The 15,921-nt window shown below is 69.6% G+C and carries 13 protein-coding genes; 5 read left to right on the plus strand and 8 right to left on the minus strand.

Features of this window, described 5'->3' with window-relative positions; translation table 11 throughout:
- Positions 1–152 precede the first annotated feature (152 nt).
- The 8 genes from BLQ43_RS06925 to BLQ43_RS06960 all read right to left on the minus strand — a co-directional run bounded on the left by BLQ43_RS06925 (position 153) and on the right by BLQ43_RS06960 (position 9,943).
- Positions 153–1,064 carry a hydroxymethylglutaryl-CoA lyase gene (locus tag BLQ43_RS06925; RefSeq protein ID WP_090019414.1) on the minus strand — a complete coding sequence of 304 codons (912 nt, stop codon included), beginning with the start codon at positions 1,062–1,064 and terminating at the stop codon, positions 153–155.
- A complete protein-coding gene (locus BLQ43_RS06930) occupies positions 1,061–3,082 on the minus strand; it encodes an acetyl-CoA carboxylase biotin carboxylase subunit (protein ID WP_090019415.1) in 2,022 nt (673 codons plus the stop codon). The genes BLQ43_RS06925 and BLQ43_RS06930 overlap by 4 nt, the downstream gene beginning before the upstream one ends.
- 15 nt (positions 3,083–3,097) lie before the next feature.
- Positions 3,098–3,886 (minus strand): enoyl-CoA hydratase/isomerase family protein, encoded by a 789-nt coding sequence (locus BLQ43_RS06935; protein WP_090019416.1) that lies wholly within the window; start codon positions 3,884–3,886, stop codon positions 3,098–3,100.
- Between the two features lie 179 nt (positions 3,887–4,065).
- Positions 4,066–5,673 (minus strand): carboxyl transferase domain-containing protein, encoded by a 1,608-nt coding sequence (locus BLQ43_RS06940; protein WP_090019417.1) that lies wholly within the window; start codon positions 5,671–5,673, stop codon positions 4,066–4,068.
- 8 nt (positions 5,674–5,681) lie between these two features.
- Complete coding sequence (locus BLQ43_RS06945; protein ID WP_090019418.1) at positions 5,682–6,866, minus strand: acetyl-CoA C-acyltransferase; 1,185 nt, start codon at positions 6,864–6,866, stop codon at positions 5,682–5,684.
- A 40-nt stretch (positions 6,867–6,906) separates the two neighbouring features.
- Positions 6,907–8,073: an isovaleryl-CoA dehydrogenase gene (locus tag BLQ43_RS06950; protein WP_090019419.1), complete on the minus strand. Its 1,167-nt coding sequence runs from the start codon at positions 8,071–8,073 to the stop codon at positions 6,907–6,909.
- Between the two features lie 64 nt (positions 8,074–8,137).
- Complete coding sequence (locus BLQ43_RS06955; protein ID WP_090019420.1) at positions 8,138–8,623, minus strand: MerR family transcriptional regulator; 486 nt, start codon at positions 8,621–8,623, stop codon at positions 8,138–8,140.
- Positions 8,624–8,782: 159 nt separating this feature from the next.
- Positions 8,783–9,943, minus strand: coding sequence for an acyl-CoA dehydrogenase family protein (locus tag BLQ43_RS06960; protein ID WP_090019421.1), 1,161 nt, complete (start codon positions 9,941–9,943; stop codon positions 8,783–8,785).
- 115 nt (positions 9,944–10,058) lie between these two features.
- On the opposite strand from BLQ43_RS06960, the gene BLQ43_RS06965 reads away from it, so the two are divergent.
- The 5 genes from BLQ43_RS06965 (at position 10,059) to BLQ43_RS06985 (ending at position 15,909) form a co-directional block, all read left to right on the plus strand.
- Positions 10,059–10,829, plus strand: a complete 771-nt coding sequence (locus tag BLQ43_RS06965) for an SDR family NAD(P)-dependent oxidoreductase (RefSeq protein WP_090019422.1) — start codon at positions 10,059–10,061, stop codon at positions 10,827–10,829.
- Between the two features lie 252 nt (positions 10,830–11,081).
- Positions 11,082–11,894: an ABC transporter ATP-binding protein gene (locus tag BLQ43_RS06970; RefSeq protein WP_090019423.1), complete on the plus strand. Its 813-nt coding sequence runs from the start codon at positions 11,082–11,084 to the stop codon at positions 11,892–11,894.
- A complete protein-coding gene (locus BLQ43_RS06975; RefSeq protein ID WP_090019424.1) occupies positions 11,891–13,912 on the plus strand; it encodes a long-chain fatty acid--CoA ligase in 2,022 nt (673 codons plus the stop codon). The genes BLQ43_RS06970 and BLQ43_RS06975 overlap by 4 nt, the downstream gene beginning before the upstream one ends.
- A 17-nt stretch (positions 13,913–13,929) precedes the next feature.
- On the plus strand, positions 13,930–14,823 hold the full coding sequence (locus tag BLQ43_RS06980) for a branched-chain amino acid ABC transporter permease (RefSeq protein WP_090019425.1): 894 nt from the start codon (positions 13,930–13,932) through the stop codon (positions 14,821–14,823).
- A gap of 21 nt (positions 14,824–14,844) precedes the next feature.
- A complete protein-coding gene (locus BLQ43_RS06985) occupies positions 14,845–15,909 on the plus strand; it encodes a branched-chain amino acid ABC transporter permease (protein WP_245659496.1) in 1,065 nt (354 codons plus the stop codon).
- The last annotated feature ends 12 nt before the right edge of the window (positions 15,910–15,921 follow it).

Genomic DNA, 15,921 nt, shown 5'->3' on the forward strand with positions numbered 1-15,921 from the left:
AAATATAAGTTAAATGAAAAACACGATATATAAAAAATAAAACAAGCTATATATCGTCTTACTCGGATAAATCGTGCTTCGTATCGTCTGGTAACTGGGTCCGGCGTGGACGAATAGTATCATGCTAGCGGTATAACAGGATTCTCAGCGTGCTAAGCGGTACACGCGCGCGCAACCAACGCCTTCCCAGCCTGCGACGCGATGGGCCGGTCCAACTGTTCGCTGATCCAGCGGCCGATGGCGGCGACGGCGTGGAGGTCGGCGCCGGTTGCGATGCCCATGCCGTCCAGCATGTAGAGCACGTCCTCGGTCGCGACGTTGCCGGCGGCGCCGGGGGCGTAGGGGCAGCCGCCGAGCCCGGCCACGGCCGTGTCCACCGTGGCGATGCCCTGGTCCAGCACGGTCACGAGGTTGGCGAGCGCTTGGCCGTAGGTGTCGTGGAAGTGCGCCGCCAGCTTCTCCACGGGCACGCGCGCGCCCACCGTCTCCACCAGCCGCCGCGCCTTGAGCGGCGTGCCCACGCCGATCGTGTCGCCCAGCGAGACCTCGTAGCAGCCCAACTCCATCAGCCGCTCGGCCACCCAGGCCACCTGCTCGGGCGCGATCGCGCCCTCGTAGGGGCAGCCGAGCACGCACGACACATAGCCCCGCACGGCCACGCCGTTGGCGCGCGCCTGCTCCATGACGGGCGCGAAGCGCTCCAGGCTCTCGGCGATGCTGGCGTTGATGTTCTTCTTGGAAAAAGTCTCCGAGGCCGCCGCGAACACCGCGATCTCGCGCGCGCCGCTCGCCAGCGCCTTGTCCAGCCCCTTGGTGTTGGGCACGAGCACGGGATAGCGCACGCCCGGCCGGGGCGTGATCCCCGTCAGCACGGCGTCGCTGTCCGCCATCTGCGGCACCCAGCGCGGGGAGACGAAGGCCCCCGCCTCCACCACGGGCAGGCCGGCGGCGGCGAGGCGGTCCACCAGCGCGATGCGGGTGTCGGCCGAAACCGGCTGCGGCTCGTTCTGCAGCCCGTCGCGCGGGCCGACCTCGACCAGGGTGACGCGCTCGGGAAAGGTCATTCCGCCGCCCGCTCGGTGTCCTCGGCGTCGCGCAGGGCGAGGAGTTCCGCGCCTTCGCCCACGGTGTCGCCGGCCGCGTAGTGGACCGCGTCCACGACGCCGTCCTTCGTCGCCGTGATCGTGTGCTCCATCTTCATGGCTTCCAGGATCATCAGCGCCTGGCCCTCGTGCACCGCCTCGCCGGGGCGCACGTGCACCTGCGTCACCGTCCCCGGCATGGGCGCGGTGAGCGATCCTTCCTTGATCGCGTCCGCCATGCCGGCGGTCAGCGGGTCGTGCAGCACGAGGGTGTGGTTCACCTCTTCCGTGAGCACCGTCAGCCGCTCGCCCTCTTCGACCACCGTGGCGGAGAGGCGCACGCCGTCCAGCGCCACGCGCAGCTCGCCGTTCTCCCCCGCATCCGCCGACGCGAGCACCGGCCCGCCCGGCAGCTCCAGCACGTAGCCGTCGCGCCGCAGCCAGGCCGTCACGCTGACGTCGCGCTCGCCGTCGCGGAAGGTCAGCTCGTGGTGGCCGTCGTCGTTGAGCATGAAGCCGTCGACGGCGTGCCAGGGCGAGAAGGGATCGCCCGACCGCGCCGCGCGATCGGCCGCGTCCGCTTCGATGCGCCGGAACACCGCCAGGCTCGCCACGGCCAGCACGCGGTCGGACGCCGGGGCCGCCTCGGGCAGCAGGGCGTCGCGGTGCTCGTCGATGAAGTGGGTCGTGACCTCGCCGTTGGCGAAGGCGGGATGCGCCGCCACGGCTTGCAGGAAGCGCAGGTTGGTCGTCGGGCCCACGACGCGGAACTCCCCCAGCGCCCGGCGCAGGCGGCGCAGGGCCGCGTCGCGGCTGTGGTCCCAGACGATCAGCTTGGCGATCATGGGGTCGTAGTGGACCGTGATCGCGTCCCCCTGGCGCACGCCGGAATCCAGGCGCACGTGCGGCGTCTCCGCCGGGGTGGCCATGTGCGTGATCGTGCCGATCGAGGGCAGGAAGCCCGCGGCCGGATCCTCGGCGTAGACGCGCGCCTCGATGGCGTGGCCGTGCACGGCGAGATCGGGCTGGGCGTGCGGCAGCGGCTGCCCGGCGGCGACCTGAAGCTGCCACGCCACGAGGTCCGTGCCCGTCACCATCTCCGTGACCGGGTGCTCGACCTGGAGGCGCGTGTTCATCTCCATGAAGAAGAACTCGCCGCCCGCGTCGGCGATGAACTCCACCGTTCCGGCGCCGACGTAGCCGATGGCCTGGGCCGCGCGCACGGCCGCCGCGCCCATCTCCGCCCGCCGCTCGGCCGTCATGCCGGGGGCGGGGGCCTCCTCGATCAGCTTCTGGTGGCGGCGCTGGATGGAGCAGTCGCGCTCGAAGAGGTGCACGGCGTCGCCGTGGGTGTCGGCGAACACCTGGATCTCGATGTGGCGGGGGGAGGTGACGTAGCGCTCCAGCAGCACGGTGTCGTCGCCGAAGCTGGCCGCCGCCTCGCGCTTGGCCGCCGCCAGGGCGTCCGCGAAGTCCGCCGCGCGGTCCACACGGCGCATGCCCTTGCCGCCGCCGCCCGCCGTGGGCTTGATGAGCACCGGGTAGCCGATGTCATCCGCGGCTTTCTTCAGTGTTGCGTCGTCCTGCGCGTCGCCGTCGTAACCCGGCACGAGCGGCACGCCCGCCTCCGCCATGAGGTGCCGGGCCGCGCTCTTCGAGCCCATGGCTTCGATGGCCTCGGCCGGCGGGCCGATGAAGGCGATCCCCGCCGCCGCGCAGGCGCGGGCGAACGCCGCGTTCTCCGAGAGGAAGCCGTAGCCGGGGTGGATGGCCTGTGCGCCGCTGCACCGGGCGACGTCCAGGATGCGCTCGGCATTCAGGTAGCTCTCGCGCGCCGCCGCCGGGCCGATGGGCCAGGCCTCGTCGCACGCGGCGACGTGGGCGGCCCCGGCGTCCGCCTCGGAGTAGACGGCGACGCTGCGCACGCCCAGCCGGTGGCAGGTGCGGGCGATGCGGCAGGCGATCTCGCCGCGGTTGGCGATCAGGACGGTGTCGAACATGGCGGGCACCTGCCGTTAATGATCGCGCCAGCTCGGCGTGCGCTTGTTGAGGAAGGCCGCGACGCCCTCCTGACCCTCGGCGCTGGCGCGCTGGTCGGCGATGCGGCGCGCCGTCTCGCGGCGCAGCTCGGCGTCGATGGGCACGCGCGCCACATCGCGCATCAGCCGCTTCGCCCCGCGCATGGCCTGCGGGCCGTTTTCGCGCAGCGTGTCCAGAATCGTGGCGAGGTAGGTGTCCAGCTCCGCCTCGGGCACGACCTCCTGCACTAGGCCCAGGTCGTGGGCGCGGTGGGCGTCGAAGCGCTCGCCCGTCACGGCGTAGCGCCGCGCCGCGCGCTCCCCGATGGCGGTGACGACGTAGGGCGCGATCACGGCCGGGATGAGCCCGAGCTTGACCTCGGTGAGCGCGAACACCGCCCGGTCCGAGGCCACGGCGATGTCGCAGCACGCCACCAGCCCCAGGCCGCCGCCGACGGCCGCGCCCTGCACGCGCGCCAGCGTGGGCTGCGCCAGGGTGTTGAGCGTGTGCATCAGCTCGCCCAGTGCCTGGCTGTCGGCGAAGTTGTCGTCCCACCCGAAGGACGCCATGCGCTGCATCCAGGTGAGGTCCGCGCCCGCCGAGAAGTGCTTGCCCGCGCCCGCCAGCACGACGGCGCGCACGTCCGCGCGCCCGTCCAGTTCGCGCAGCGTGGCCGTCAGCTCCGCGATCAGGTGGTCGTCGAAGGCGTTGCGCACCTCGGGCCGGTCGATCGTGACCCAGGCGACGCCGTTGTCGTGCGCGACGGAGAGGATGTCTTGCGTCATCGGCGCCTCATGCCGTCGATCCGACGAGGTCGCGGACCCCAACCCCCTCTGCGATCTCCCCCTTCCCCTTTGAAGGGGAAGGGGGAGACGGGATCGGGCGGAAGCCCGATCCGAGAGGGGTATGGGGATGTCCAGAGTGCGGTGTGAATGGGCTGTTCGGTGTCATTGGGTGGCGCGCCTCACATCCGGAAGACGCCGTGTTTCGTCGGCTGCGCCGGGGCGTTGAGCGCCGCCGAGAGCCCGAGCGCCAGCACGGTGCGCGTGTCCGCGGGGTCGATGATGCCGTCGTCCCACAGCCGCGCGGAGGCGTAGTAGGGGTGGCCCTGGCGCTCGTACTGCTCGCGGATGGGCGCCTTGAAAGCTTCCTCGTCCTCGGGCGACCAGGACTCGCCGCGCCGCTCCAGGCTCTCGCGCCGCACCTCGGCGAGCACGTTGGCCGCCTGCTGCCCGCCCATGACGGAGATGCGCGCGTTCGGCCACATCCACAGGAAGCGCGGGTCGTAGGCGCGCCCGCACATGCCGTAGTTCCCGGCGCCGAAGCTGCCGCCGATAATGACGGTCAGCTTGGGCACGCTGGCGTTGGCGACGGCCGTGACCAGCTTGGCGCCGTCCTTGGCGATGCCGCCGGCCTCGTAGCTGCGCCCGACCATGAAGCCGGTGATGTTTTGCAGGAAGATCAGCGGGATGCCGCGCTGGCAGCAGAGCTCGACGAAGTGCGCACCCTTTAACGCCGACTGCGAGAAGAGCACGCCGTTGTTGGCGACGATGCCGACCGGATAGCCGTGCAGGCGCGCGAAGCCGGTCACCAGCGAGGTGCCGTAGAGCGCCTTGAACTCGTCCAGCTCGCTGTCGTCGACGATGCGGGCGATGACCTCGCGCACCTCAAAGGCGTGCGCGAGGTCGGTGGGGACCACGCCGTGCAGCTCCTGCGGGTCGTGGCGCGGCGGCTTGGGCGGCTGCACCGCCAGGTCGTGCTGCTTGCGCCGGTTCAGGTCGCCCACGATGCGCCGCGCCGTGCCCAGGGCGTGCGCGTCGTTGAGGGCGTAGTGGTCGGTGACGCCGGAGGTGCGCGCGTGCACGTCGGCACCGCCCAGCTCCTCGGCGGAGACGACCTCGCCGGTCGCCGCCTTCACCAGCGGCGGGCCGCCCAGGAAGATGGTGCCCTGCTCCTTCACGATGATGCTCTCGTCGGCCATCGCGGGCACGTAGGCGCCCCCGGCCGTGCACGAGCCCATCACCACCGCGATCTGCGGGATGCCCTCGGCCGACATCGTGGCCTGGTTGAAGAAGATGCGGCCGAAGTCGTCGCGGTCGGGGAAGACCTCGTCCTGCTGGGGCAGGTTGGCGCCGCCGGAGTCCACCAGATAAACGCAGGGCAGGTGGTTCTGGCGCGCGATCTCCTGCGCGCGCAGGTGCTTCTTCACCGTGAGCGGGTAGTAGGTGCCGCCCTTCACCGTGGCGTCGTTGGCGACGACGACGCACTCCTGCCCGGCGATGCGGCCGATGCCGGTGATGATGCCGGCGCCCGGCACGTCGTCCGCGTAGACGTTGTGCGCGGCGAGCTGCGAGAACTCCAGGAAGGGTGCCGCCGTGTCCAGCAGGACGCGCAGGCGGTCGCGCGGCAGCAGCTTGTCGCGGGCGACGTGGCGCTGGCGGGCGCGTTCACCGCCGCCCTGCTTCACGCGCTGGACGTGGGCGCGCAGGTCGCTGACGAGCGCGCCCATGGCGTCGGCGTTCTCGCGGAAGGACTCGCTGGTGGTGTCGACGGCGCTGCGGATGACGGGCATGGCGGGGCTCAGGCGCGTTCGAGGGCGATCGCGGTGGCCTCGCCGCCGCCGATGCACAGCGAGGCGATGCCGCGCTTGACGTCGTGCGCTTCCATGGCGCCGAGCAGCGTCACGATGATGCGCGCGCCCGACGCGCCCAGCGGATGCCCCAGGGCGCAGGCGCCGCCGTGGACGTTCACCTGCTCGTGCGAGAGGCCGAGCTGCTGCATGGCCGCGAGCGTGACCACGGCGAAGGCCTCGTTGATCTCGTAGAGGTCGACCTCGCCCGCGGTCCAGCCGACCTGCTCATGCAGCTTCTTGATCGCGCCGACGGGCGCTGTGGTGAACCACGCCGGCTCCTGGGCGTGGCCGGCATGGCCGCGGATCGTCGCCAGCGGCGTCAGCCCGCGCCGCTCGGCCGTGGAGCGGCGCATGAGCGCGAGCGCCGCCGCGCCGTCGGAGATGGAGCTGGCGTTGGCGGGGGTGATCGTGCCGTCGGGCGAGAACGCGGGCTTGAGGTGGGGGATGCGGTCGGGCTTGGCCGAGCGCGGCTGCTCGTCCCGGTCCACCGTGGTCTGGCCCTTCTTCGAATGGATCGTGACGGGCGTGATCTCGCGGGCGAAGGTGCCGTCCTCGTTCGCCGTCTGCGCGCGGTCCAGCGAGCGGATGGCGAAGTCGTCCTGGGCCTCGCGCGAGATGCCGTAGACGCGCGCCGTCTCGTCGCCGTAGACGCCCATGAGCCGGCCGGGCTCGTAGGCGTCCTCCAGGCCGTCGACGAACATGTGATCCTTGATCTCGCCGTGGCCCAGGCGGTAGCCGCCGCGCGCCTTGTTCAGCAGGTAGGGCGCGTTGGACATGCTCTCCATGCCGCCGGCGACGAAGACGTCGCCCGTGCCCACGGCGAGCAGGTCGGCGGCCAGCATGTTCGCCTTCATGCCCGACCCGCAGACCTTGCTGACGGTCGTGCACGGCACGCTTTGCGGCAGCCCGGCGGCGAGCGCGGCCTGGCGCGCCGGGTTCTGGCCGATGCCGGCGGGCAGGACGTTGCCCATGAAGACCTCGTCGGGATCGGCGGCCGACAGCCCGCCGCGCTCCATGGCGGCGCTGATGGCGGCGGCGCCGAGGTCCGGGGCGCGCTTGGCGGCAAGCTCGCCCATGAGGCCGCCCAGGGCGGTGCGGGCGTAGCCGACGATGACGATGGGATCGGCGGACATGGCAGAAGCTCCCTCGCCGTAGGGTGTCGGGATGGGGCGGTCAGGCCGTTTCGTTGAACAGCTCGCGGCCGATGAGCATGCGCCGGATCTCGCTGGTGCCCGCGCCGATCTCGTAGAGCTTGGCGTCGCGCAACAGCCGGCCCGTCGGGTATTCGTTGATGTAGCCGTTGCCGCCGAGCAGCTGGATGCCGTCGAGCGCGACCTGCGTGGCCTTCTCGGCGGCGTAGAGGATGGCGCCGGCGGCGTCCTTGCGCGTGGTCTCGCCGCGGTCACAGGCGGCGGCGACGGCGTAGACGTAGGCGCGGCAGGCGTTGAGCGTGGAATAGATGTCGGCCAGCTTGCCCTGGACGAGCTGGAACTCCCCGATGGGCTGGCCGAACTGCTCGCGCTCGTGGACGTAGGGCGTCACCACGTCCAGCACCGCCTGCATGATGCCCACCGGCCCGGCGGCGAGGACGGCGCGCTCGTAGTCCAGCCCGGACATGAGCACGCGCACGCCCTTGTTCTCCGCGCCCAGCACGTTCTCCGCCGGCACCTCGCAGTCGCGGAACACCAGTTCGCCGGTGTCGGAGCCGCGCATGCCCAGCTTGTCCAGCTTCTGTGCGGGCTCGAAGCCGGGCATGTCCTTTTCGATGATGAAGGCGGTGATGCCCTTGGCGCCGGCGTCCGGGTCGGTCTTGGCGTAGACCACCAGGGTGTCCGCGAGCGGGCCGTTGGTGATCCACATCTTGGTGCCGTTGAGGACGTAGGTGTCGCCGCGCTTCTCCGCGCGCAGGCGCATGCTCACCACGTCGGAGCCGGCGCCCGGCTCGGACATCGCCAGCGCGCCCACGTGCTCGCCCGTGCACAGCTTGGGAAGGTAGCGCTGCTTCTGGTCTTCCGTGCCGTTGAGGCGGATCTGGTTGACGCAGAGGTTGGCGTGCGCGCCGTAGGACAGCCCGATCGCGCCCGAGGCGCGCGAGATCTCCTCCATCGCCACGGTCTTGGCCAAGTATCCCATGCCCGCGCCGCCGTAGGCTTCCTCGACCGTGATGCCGAGCAGCCCCATTTCGCCGAGCTTCGGCCACAGCCAGCGCGGGAAGCTGTTGCTGCGGTCCACCTCGTCGGCGATGGGCGCGATTTCGTTGCGGGCGAAGGACACGACGCTGTCGCGCAGCATGTCGATGTCCTCGCCGAGGCCGAAGTTGAGCTGGGGAATGTGGGTCATGGCGGACGCTCGACGGGGTGGCAGAAACCGACATTGTCGAGCGTACGTCGCCTTTACGTAAACGTCAACGTGGGTTGACCGAGGGGCGGAGCGTCGTGTTGCGGGCGGAGTTCGCCTGCTTTTCGCCCTTGCGGGCGGACAGCACCTCGCGGCAGGCGCTCGCCGACTCCTCCAGTTCCGCCAGCGCGGCGTCGATGTCCGCGCGCTGGCGGAGCAGGGCGTCGCGCTTTTCCTCCAGGATGTCGAGGTAGCGTTGCAGTTGGCGCTCCTCGCCGTTGGCGGAGCTGTCGTAGAGGTCGAAGACCTCCCGGATTTCCGCCAGCGTCATGCCGATGCGCCGGCCCCGCAGCGTGAGCTTGAGGCGCACGCGGTCGCGCCGGGAATAGATGCGGCGCTGACCGTCGCGTTCGGGCGCGAGCAAGCCCTGCTTCTCGTACAGCCGGATCGTGCGCGGGGTGACGTCGAACTCCCGCGCCAGCTCGCCGATCGTGAAGCTGCGTTTCTTGGAGCTGTCCGGCTCGCCGTCGGGGGTCGGGGCGCTGTCGGCCATTGCGTGCGTCGCTCACTTTCGTTCGCTGCCGGTCGTCGTCTTGACGCGCGCGGCAGGTCATACATGCCGCTTTCCTTCGGGTAAACGGCTTACCCCATCGGATAAAGCAAGTGCCGGCGGCGATCGCAAGGCTGCGACGGCATTCGCCGCGCGTGCGCGTCAGCGCAGGCGGTCCGTCGCGTCGTCTTCCAGCACGCTGCGCCCCACGATCAGGCGCATGATCTCGTTCGTGCCCTCCAGGATCTGGTGCACGCGCACATCCCGGACGTGGCGCTCCAGCGGGTAGTCGCGCAGGTAGCCGTAGCCGCCGTGGACCTGAAGCGCCTCGTTGCACACGCGGAAACCCACGTCCGTGGCGAAGCGCTTGGCCATGGCACAGTAGGCGGTGCGGTCGGGATCGCGCCGGTCCAGCTTGGCCGCCGCGAGGCGCACCATCTGCCGCGCCGCCACCAGCTCGGTGACCATGTCGGCCAGCTTGAACTGGATGGCCTGGAAGTCGGCGATGGCGCGGCCGAACTGCGCGCGCTCGCGGGCGTAGCGCTGCGCCGCTGTCAGCGCCGCCTGGGCCGTCCCGATGGAGCAGGTGGCGATGTTGATGCGCCCGCCGTCCAGGCCCTTCATCGCCAGCTTGAAGCCCTCGCCCTCGTCGCCCAGGCGGTTCTCGGCGGGCACGCGCACGCCCTCGAAGCGGATCGAGCGGGTGGGCTGGCTGTTCCAGCCCATCTTCACCTCCTTGCGGCCGTAGGTGATGCCCGCCGCATCGCCCGGCACCGCGAAGGCGGTGACGCCGCCAGCGCCCTCGCCGCCGGTGCGCGCCATGACGACGAGGAGGTCGGTGTCCCCGGCGCCCGAGGTGAACATCTTGTCGCCGGTGAGGACGTAGGCGTCGCCGTCGCGCACGGCGCGCGTGCGCAGGCTGGCCGCGTCCGAGCCGGAACCCGCCTCGGTGAGGGCGTAGGACGCCAAGCGCTGGCCCTGGGTGAGCGGTTCGCACCACGCCGCGCGCAGCGCCGCGCTGCCCCAGGTGGCGACCATCCACGAGGCCATGTTGTGGATCGTCAGGTAGGCAGCCGTGGAGGTGCAGCCGCCCGCCAACTCCTCGAAGATGATGGCGGAGTCCAGGCGCGACAGGCCCAGGCCGCCGGCTTCCTCCGGGGTGTAGAGGCCGCAGAACCCCATCTCCCCGGCGCGTTGGATCACGTCGATCGGAAAGTGGGCCCGCTCGTCCCAGTCGGCCGCGTGGGGCGCCAGCTCGTTGCGCGCGAAGGTGCGCGCGCTCTCCTGGTACGCCTGCTGATCCTCGGAAAGCTCGAAATCCATGCCCGCCCACAACCGCTCGGGCAACCGGCGCCCGGGTGTGCCAATCTTCCATCTGGCAGGATATTGACGCTTACGTTAGCGTCAAGTCGGCCACATTCCGGCAGGGAGCTTCGACATGGACATCGATGGGCGGACGTTTCTCGTCACCGGCGGCGCCTCCGGGCTGGGCGCGGCCACGGCGCGGGCGCTGGTGGCGCGGGGCGGTGCGGTCGTCCTGGGCGACGTCGATACCGAGGGCGGCGCGGCGCTCGCGGCCGAGCTGGGGAACGCGGCGCGCTTCGTGCGCGTGGACGTGAGCCGGGAGGCGGACGCGCGCGAAGCGGTGGACACCGCGTTCTCCGCCTACGGGGCGCTGCACGGCGCGTTCAACTGCGCCGGCGTGGTCGCTTCGGGGCGCGTGCTCAACAAGGCGGGTGAGCCGCACGACCTGGACGCCTTCGCCAAGACGGTGAACGTCAACCTGGTCGGCAGCTTCAACGTGGCGCGCTTGGCCGCCGCCGCCATGGCGGACAACGCGCCGGGCGCGGACGGCGAGCGCGGCGTGATCGTCAACACCGCCTCGATCGCCGCCTACGACGGGCAGATCGGGCAGACGGCCTACGCGGCGAGCAAGGGCGGCGTCGCGGCCATGACGCTGCCGCTGGCGCGCGATCTTTCGGGCCGCGGCATCCGCGTGGTGACGATCGCGCCCGGCATCTTCGACACGCCCATGATGGCGAGCCTGCCCGACAAGGTGCGCCAATCGCTGGCCGAGCAGACGCCGTTTCCCCAGCGCCTGGGCCTGCCCGAGGAGTATGCATCGCTCGCGCTGCACCTGCTCACGAACGTTATGCTGAACGGCGAGGTCATCCGCCTCGACGGCGCGGTTCGCATGGGGCCGCGCTGATTGTGCAACGCGGAATTGCAGGTGGGCACGATTCCATGCTTGAAGTGACGTTGACGTAAACGTAACGTATCGACCCATAAGCTGAACGCGGCGGCCAAAAGCCGCGGGACACGGCGCCGCAGCCCGGCGCCGCGACAACGGGAACCTGGGGAGGCTCCTCGGCGATGTGGGGTCCGCTGTCATTCCGCCATCCGGCCCGCGCGGCCGCCCGCCGATGTGGTGCAGGTGCCGCCAGCCGATCCGGGTGCCGTCATGGCTGACGCCGGCGCGCCCATCCTGGAGGTCGCCGACGTCACGCTGCAGTTCGGCGGCGTGTCCGCGCTCAGCGACGTCAGCCTGTCGGTGGGCGAGGGCGAGATCTTCTCCATCATCGGCCCCAACGGGGCCGGCAAGACCTCGCTCCTCAACTGCGTTTCCGGGCGCTACCGGCCGCAGCAGGGCGCGATCCGCTTTCGCGGCGAGGATCTCACGCGTGCCAAGCCGAACGCCCGCTGCGCTCGCGGCATCGGCCGCACGTTTCAAAACCTCGCCCTCTACAACCGGATGTCCGTGCTCGGGAACATCCTGGTCGGCCGCCACAACCAGCTGCGCAACAACTTCATCACCGGCTCGCTGTACTGGCTGACGGGTGCGGACCGCGAGGAAATCGAGCACCGCCGCGCCGCCGAGACCATCATCGACTTCCTGGAAATCGCCCACATCCGCAAGGCCACGACGGGCACGCTCTCCTACGGCCTGCGCAAGCGCGTCGAGCTGGCGCGCGCCATGGCGCTGGAGCCCGCGCTGCTGCTGCTCGACGAGCCCATGGCGGGCATGAACCAGGAAGAAAAAGAGGACATGGCGCGCTTCATCATCGACCTGAACGAGGAGTGGGGCGTGACCATCGCCATGATCGAGCACGACATCGGCGCGGTGATGGACATCTCCCACCGGGTCGCGGTGCTCGACTTCGGCCAGCGCATCGCGCTGGGCACGCCGGAGGAGGTGATGGCCGACCCGCGCGTCAAGCAGGCTTACCTGGGCGAGGACATCGAGGCCGAACACGACCACAGGGCGGCGTCATGACCCGGCAGCCGGCGGCGTATCCCGATCTCGACACGCTCGACACCTTCCCGAAGCTGCTCGCGCACCACGCCGAGCGCGTGCCGGACGAGGTGGCGCTGCGCGAGAAGGAATACGGCATCTGGAACGAGTTCACCTGGCGCGACTACCAGGACATGGTCGAGCGCATGGCGCTCGGCATGCGCGAGCTGGGCATCGCGCCGGGCGACACCATCGGCATCATCGGCAGCAACCGCCCCGAATGGGTTGTCACCGAGGTCGCCGGCCACGCCATCGGCGCCATGACCATCGGGATGTACGGCGACGCGCTGTCGGAGGAGGTCGTCTACCTCGTCAACTACGCCCAGACCGCGCTGGTGTTCTGCGAGGACGAGGAGCAGGCGGACAAGATGCTCGCCATCGCCGACCGCTGCCCCTCGATCCGCTGGATCGTCTACCACGACCCGCGCGGCATGCGGAAATACGACGATCCGCGCCTGATCAGCCAGGACGCCATGATGGCGCGCGGGGATGCGGCGCGCGAGGCCGATCCGGGGCTCTACCGCCGGCTGATCGAGCAGCGCGACGGCGAGGAGGTGGCGATCCTGCTCACCACCTCGGGCACGACGTCCAACCCCAAGCTGGCGATGATGCAGGCGGGGCCCTTCCTCAAGCACAGCCTCGCCTACCTGCACGCCGACCCGAAGTACCCGGACGACAACTACGTCTCGGTGCTGCCGCTGCCGTGGATCATGGAGCAGGTCTACGCCGTGGCGCAGCCGCTGATCTCGCGCATCACGGTGAACTTCGTCGAGTCCGGCGAGACGATGATGAGCGACCTGCGCGAGATCGGCCCCACCTTCGCGCTGCTGGCCCCGCGCGTGTGGGAGTCCATCGCCGCCGACGTGAAGGCGCGCATGATGGAGGCCTCGGCCTTCAAGCGCGCGATGTACCACCTCGGCACCCGCATCGGCACGCGCAAGCTGGAGCAGACCGGCAAGTCGTCGCCGATCGCGTGGTTCATCCTGTTTCGCGCGCTCAAGGACCGCCTGGGCTTCACCTACCTGCGCTCGGCGGCGACGGGGGGCGCGGCGCTGGGGCCGGACACCTTCAAGTTCTTCCTCGCGATGGGCGTTCCGCTGCGCCAGCTCTACGGCCAGACGGAGCTGGCGGGCGCCTACACCATCCACACCCCGGACGACGTGGACTTCGACACCGTCGGCGTTCCCATGGAGGGCGCGGAGGTCCGCATCGAAAACCCGGACGAAAACGGCATGGGCGAGATCGTCGCGCGCACGCAGGGAATCTTCCTCGGCTACTACAAGAACGAGGAAGCCACGCGCGAGGACATGGTCGACGGCTGGATGCACACCGGCGACGCCGGCTACTTCAAGCCGGAGAACGGCCACCTCGTCGTGGTCGACCGCATCAAGGACCTGGCGACCACCGCGCACGGCGACCGCTTCTCGCCGCAGTACGTGGAGAACAAGCTCAAGTTCTCCCCCTTCATCGCCGAGGCCGTGGTGCTCGGCCACGAGCGCCCCTACCTCGCGGCGATGATCTGCATCCGCTACGGCATCGTCGCCAAGTGGGCGGAACAGCGCGGGATCGGCTTCACCAACTACACGAACCTCTCCGCGCAGCCGGCGGTCTACGACGCCATCCAGCGCGAGGTGGAGCAGGTCAACGAGAGCCTGCCGCCGTGGCAGCGCATCCGGAAGTTCCTCCTGCTCTACAAGGAGCTGGACCCGGACGACGGCGAGCTGACGCGCACGCGCAAGGTGCGCCGGCCGATCATCAACGAGAAGTACAGCGACATCATCGACGCCATCTACAGCGGCCGCGACCGCGTCGACGTGGACACCGTCATCACCTTCCAGGACGGCACGACCTCGCGCATCCAGACGACGCTGAAGGTGGTGGACCTCATGCCCGATCAGCCCGAGGCCGGTGAGGCGGCGGGCGAGGTTCATGCGACGGCCGCCGAGCTGGCGGGCGGTCGCACGGCCGAGACGGAACGCCGCGCCGCTGGCGGCGGCTGAGCCGGGGATATGCTGCGATGAACTGGGACTTCCTGCTGCAACTCCTCGTCAACGGTGCCATCGTCGGCACGCTCTACGGCGTCGTCGCGATGTGCTTCGTGCTGATCTACAAGTCCACGAAGATCGTCAACTTCGCGCAGGGCGAGTTCCTGCTGATCGGCGCGTGGGTGTGCTGGGCGCTGCTGGTGGAGTTCCAGCTGCCGTTCTGGCTGGGTTTCCTGGTCACGCTGCTGTTCATGTTCATCTTCGGCGTGCTGCTGCAGGTCGTGGTCCTGCGTCCCATGATCGGCGAGCCCATCCTGTCGGTGATCATGCTGACGATCGGGCTGTCGATCGTCTTCCAGTCGACGCTGGCGTGGATCTTCGGCGAGTGGACGAAGCGCTTCCCCGAGGTCTTTTCGGTGGACTCGGTGAACGTGCTGGGGCTGCAGGTGCAGACGGCCTATCTGATGAGCCTCGTCTTCGCGCTCGTCATCATGGTGGGCTTCTACTACTTCTTCCAGTACTCGCGCATGGGCCTGGCGATGCGCGCGACCGCCTTCGACCAGCAGGTCGCCGCCAGCCTGGGCATCTCCATCAAGCACGTCTTCGCGCTGGCGTGGGCGATCTCGGCCATGGTCTCGGCCATGGCCGGGGTGGTGATCGGGATGGTCAATGGCGTCAGCTCGGCGCTGTCCTTCTTCGGCATCAAGGTCTTCCCGGCGGCGATCCTGGGCGGCCTGGACTCCATCGTCGGCGCCGTCGTCGGCGGGCTGATCATCGGCTTGCTGGAAAACGCCGCCCAATTCGTCGACTCCACGTGGCTCAACTGGGGCAATCTTTACGAAATCGTGCCGTTCTACGTCCTGGTCATCATTCTGATGATCAAGCCTTACGGCCTGTTCGGCACCAAGGACATCGAACGGATTTAAAAGACGAGGGGAGGGCGCGCCGTGGCGCTCAGCGCGGATGCACCACGGTGCGGCGAGTTCCGCACCACCTACCGGCAGGACACGCGGATCTTTCCCACCGCGATGTCGCGCAACTTCGCGGTCCTGGGCGTGATCCTGGCAGCGGCTTGTCCGCTGGTGCTCACGCCCTACTACCTGAACCTGCTGATCCAGATCGGCTACTTCGGGGTGGCGGCGCTGGGGCTCAACCTGCTGGTGGGCTTTTCCGGGCAGATTTCGCTGGGCCACGCCGCCTTCTTCGGCTTCGGCGCGTTCACCTCGGCCTATCTCAGCACCCACACGGGCATCCCCGTGATCCTGTGCATCCCCCTGGCGGGGCTGATCACGACGGCCGTGGGGATGATCGTCGGCATCCCGGCGGGGCGGATCAAAGGCCTCTACCTCGCCATCGCCACGCTGGCGGCGCAGTTCATCATCGAGGACTTCTTCTCGCGCGCCGAGTGGTTCACGGGCGGCTCCGCCGGCTCCTTCGCCGAGCCGGTGGCGCTCTTCGGCATGACCTTCGATACCGACCGGAGCTATTTCTACATCGTGCTCGGCTTCGTCCTGGTGATGTTCCTGCTCGCGAGCAACCTGGTGCGCAGCCGCGACGGCCGCGCCCTGATCGCCGTGCGCGATCACTACCTCTCCGCCGAGATCATGGGCATCAACCTCACCAAGTACCGCATCCTCGCCTTCGGCATCTCGGCCTTCTACGCGGGCGTGGGCGGCGCGATCTTCGCGCACTACCTGGGCTTCGTCTCCATCGAGGGCTTCACGATCCTCATGTCCATCCAGTTCCTGGGCATGATCATCATCGGCGGGCTCGGCTCCATCATGGGCACGCTCATGGGCGTCGCCTTCCTGGTGCTGTTGCCCGAGGTGATGGAAATGCTGGCCGCCGGGTTGTCCGGCGCCATGCCGGGGATCGAGCAGGGCGTGGCCTACATGAAGGAGATCGCCATCGGCCTGGCGATCGTCGGGTTCCTGATCTTCGAGCCCGAGGGGCTCGCGCACCGCTGGAAGCTCATCAAGGCGTACTGGAAGCTCTACCCCTTCTCGTACTGAGGCGGCGGTTCA

Source organism: Limimonas halophila (assembly GCF_900100655.1).
Classification (GTDB): Bacteria; Pseudomonadota; Alphaproteobacteria; order Kiloniellales; family Rhodovibrionaceae; genus Limimonas; species Limimonas halophila.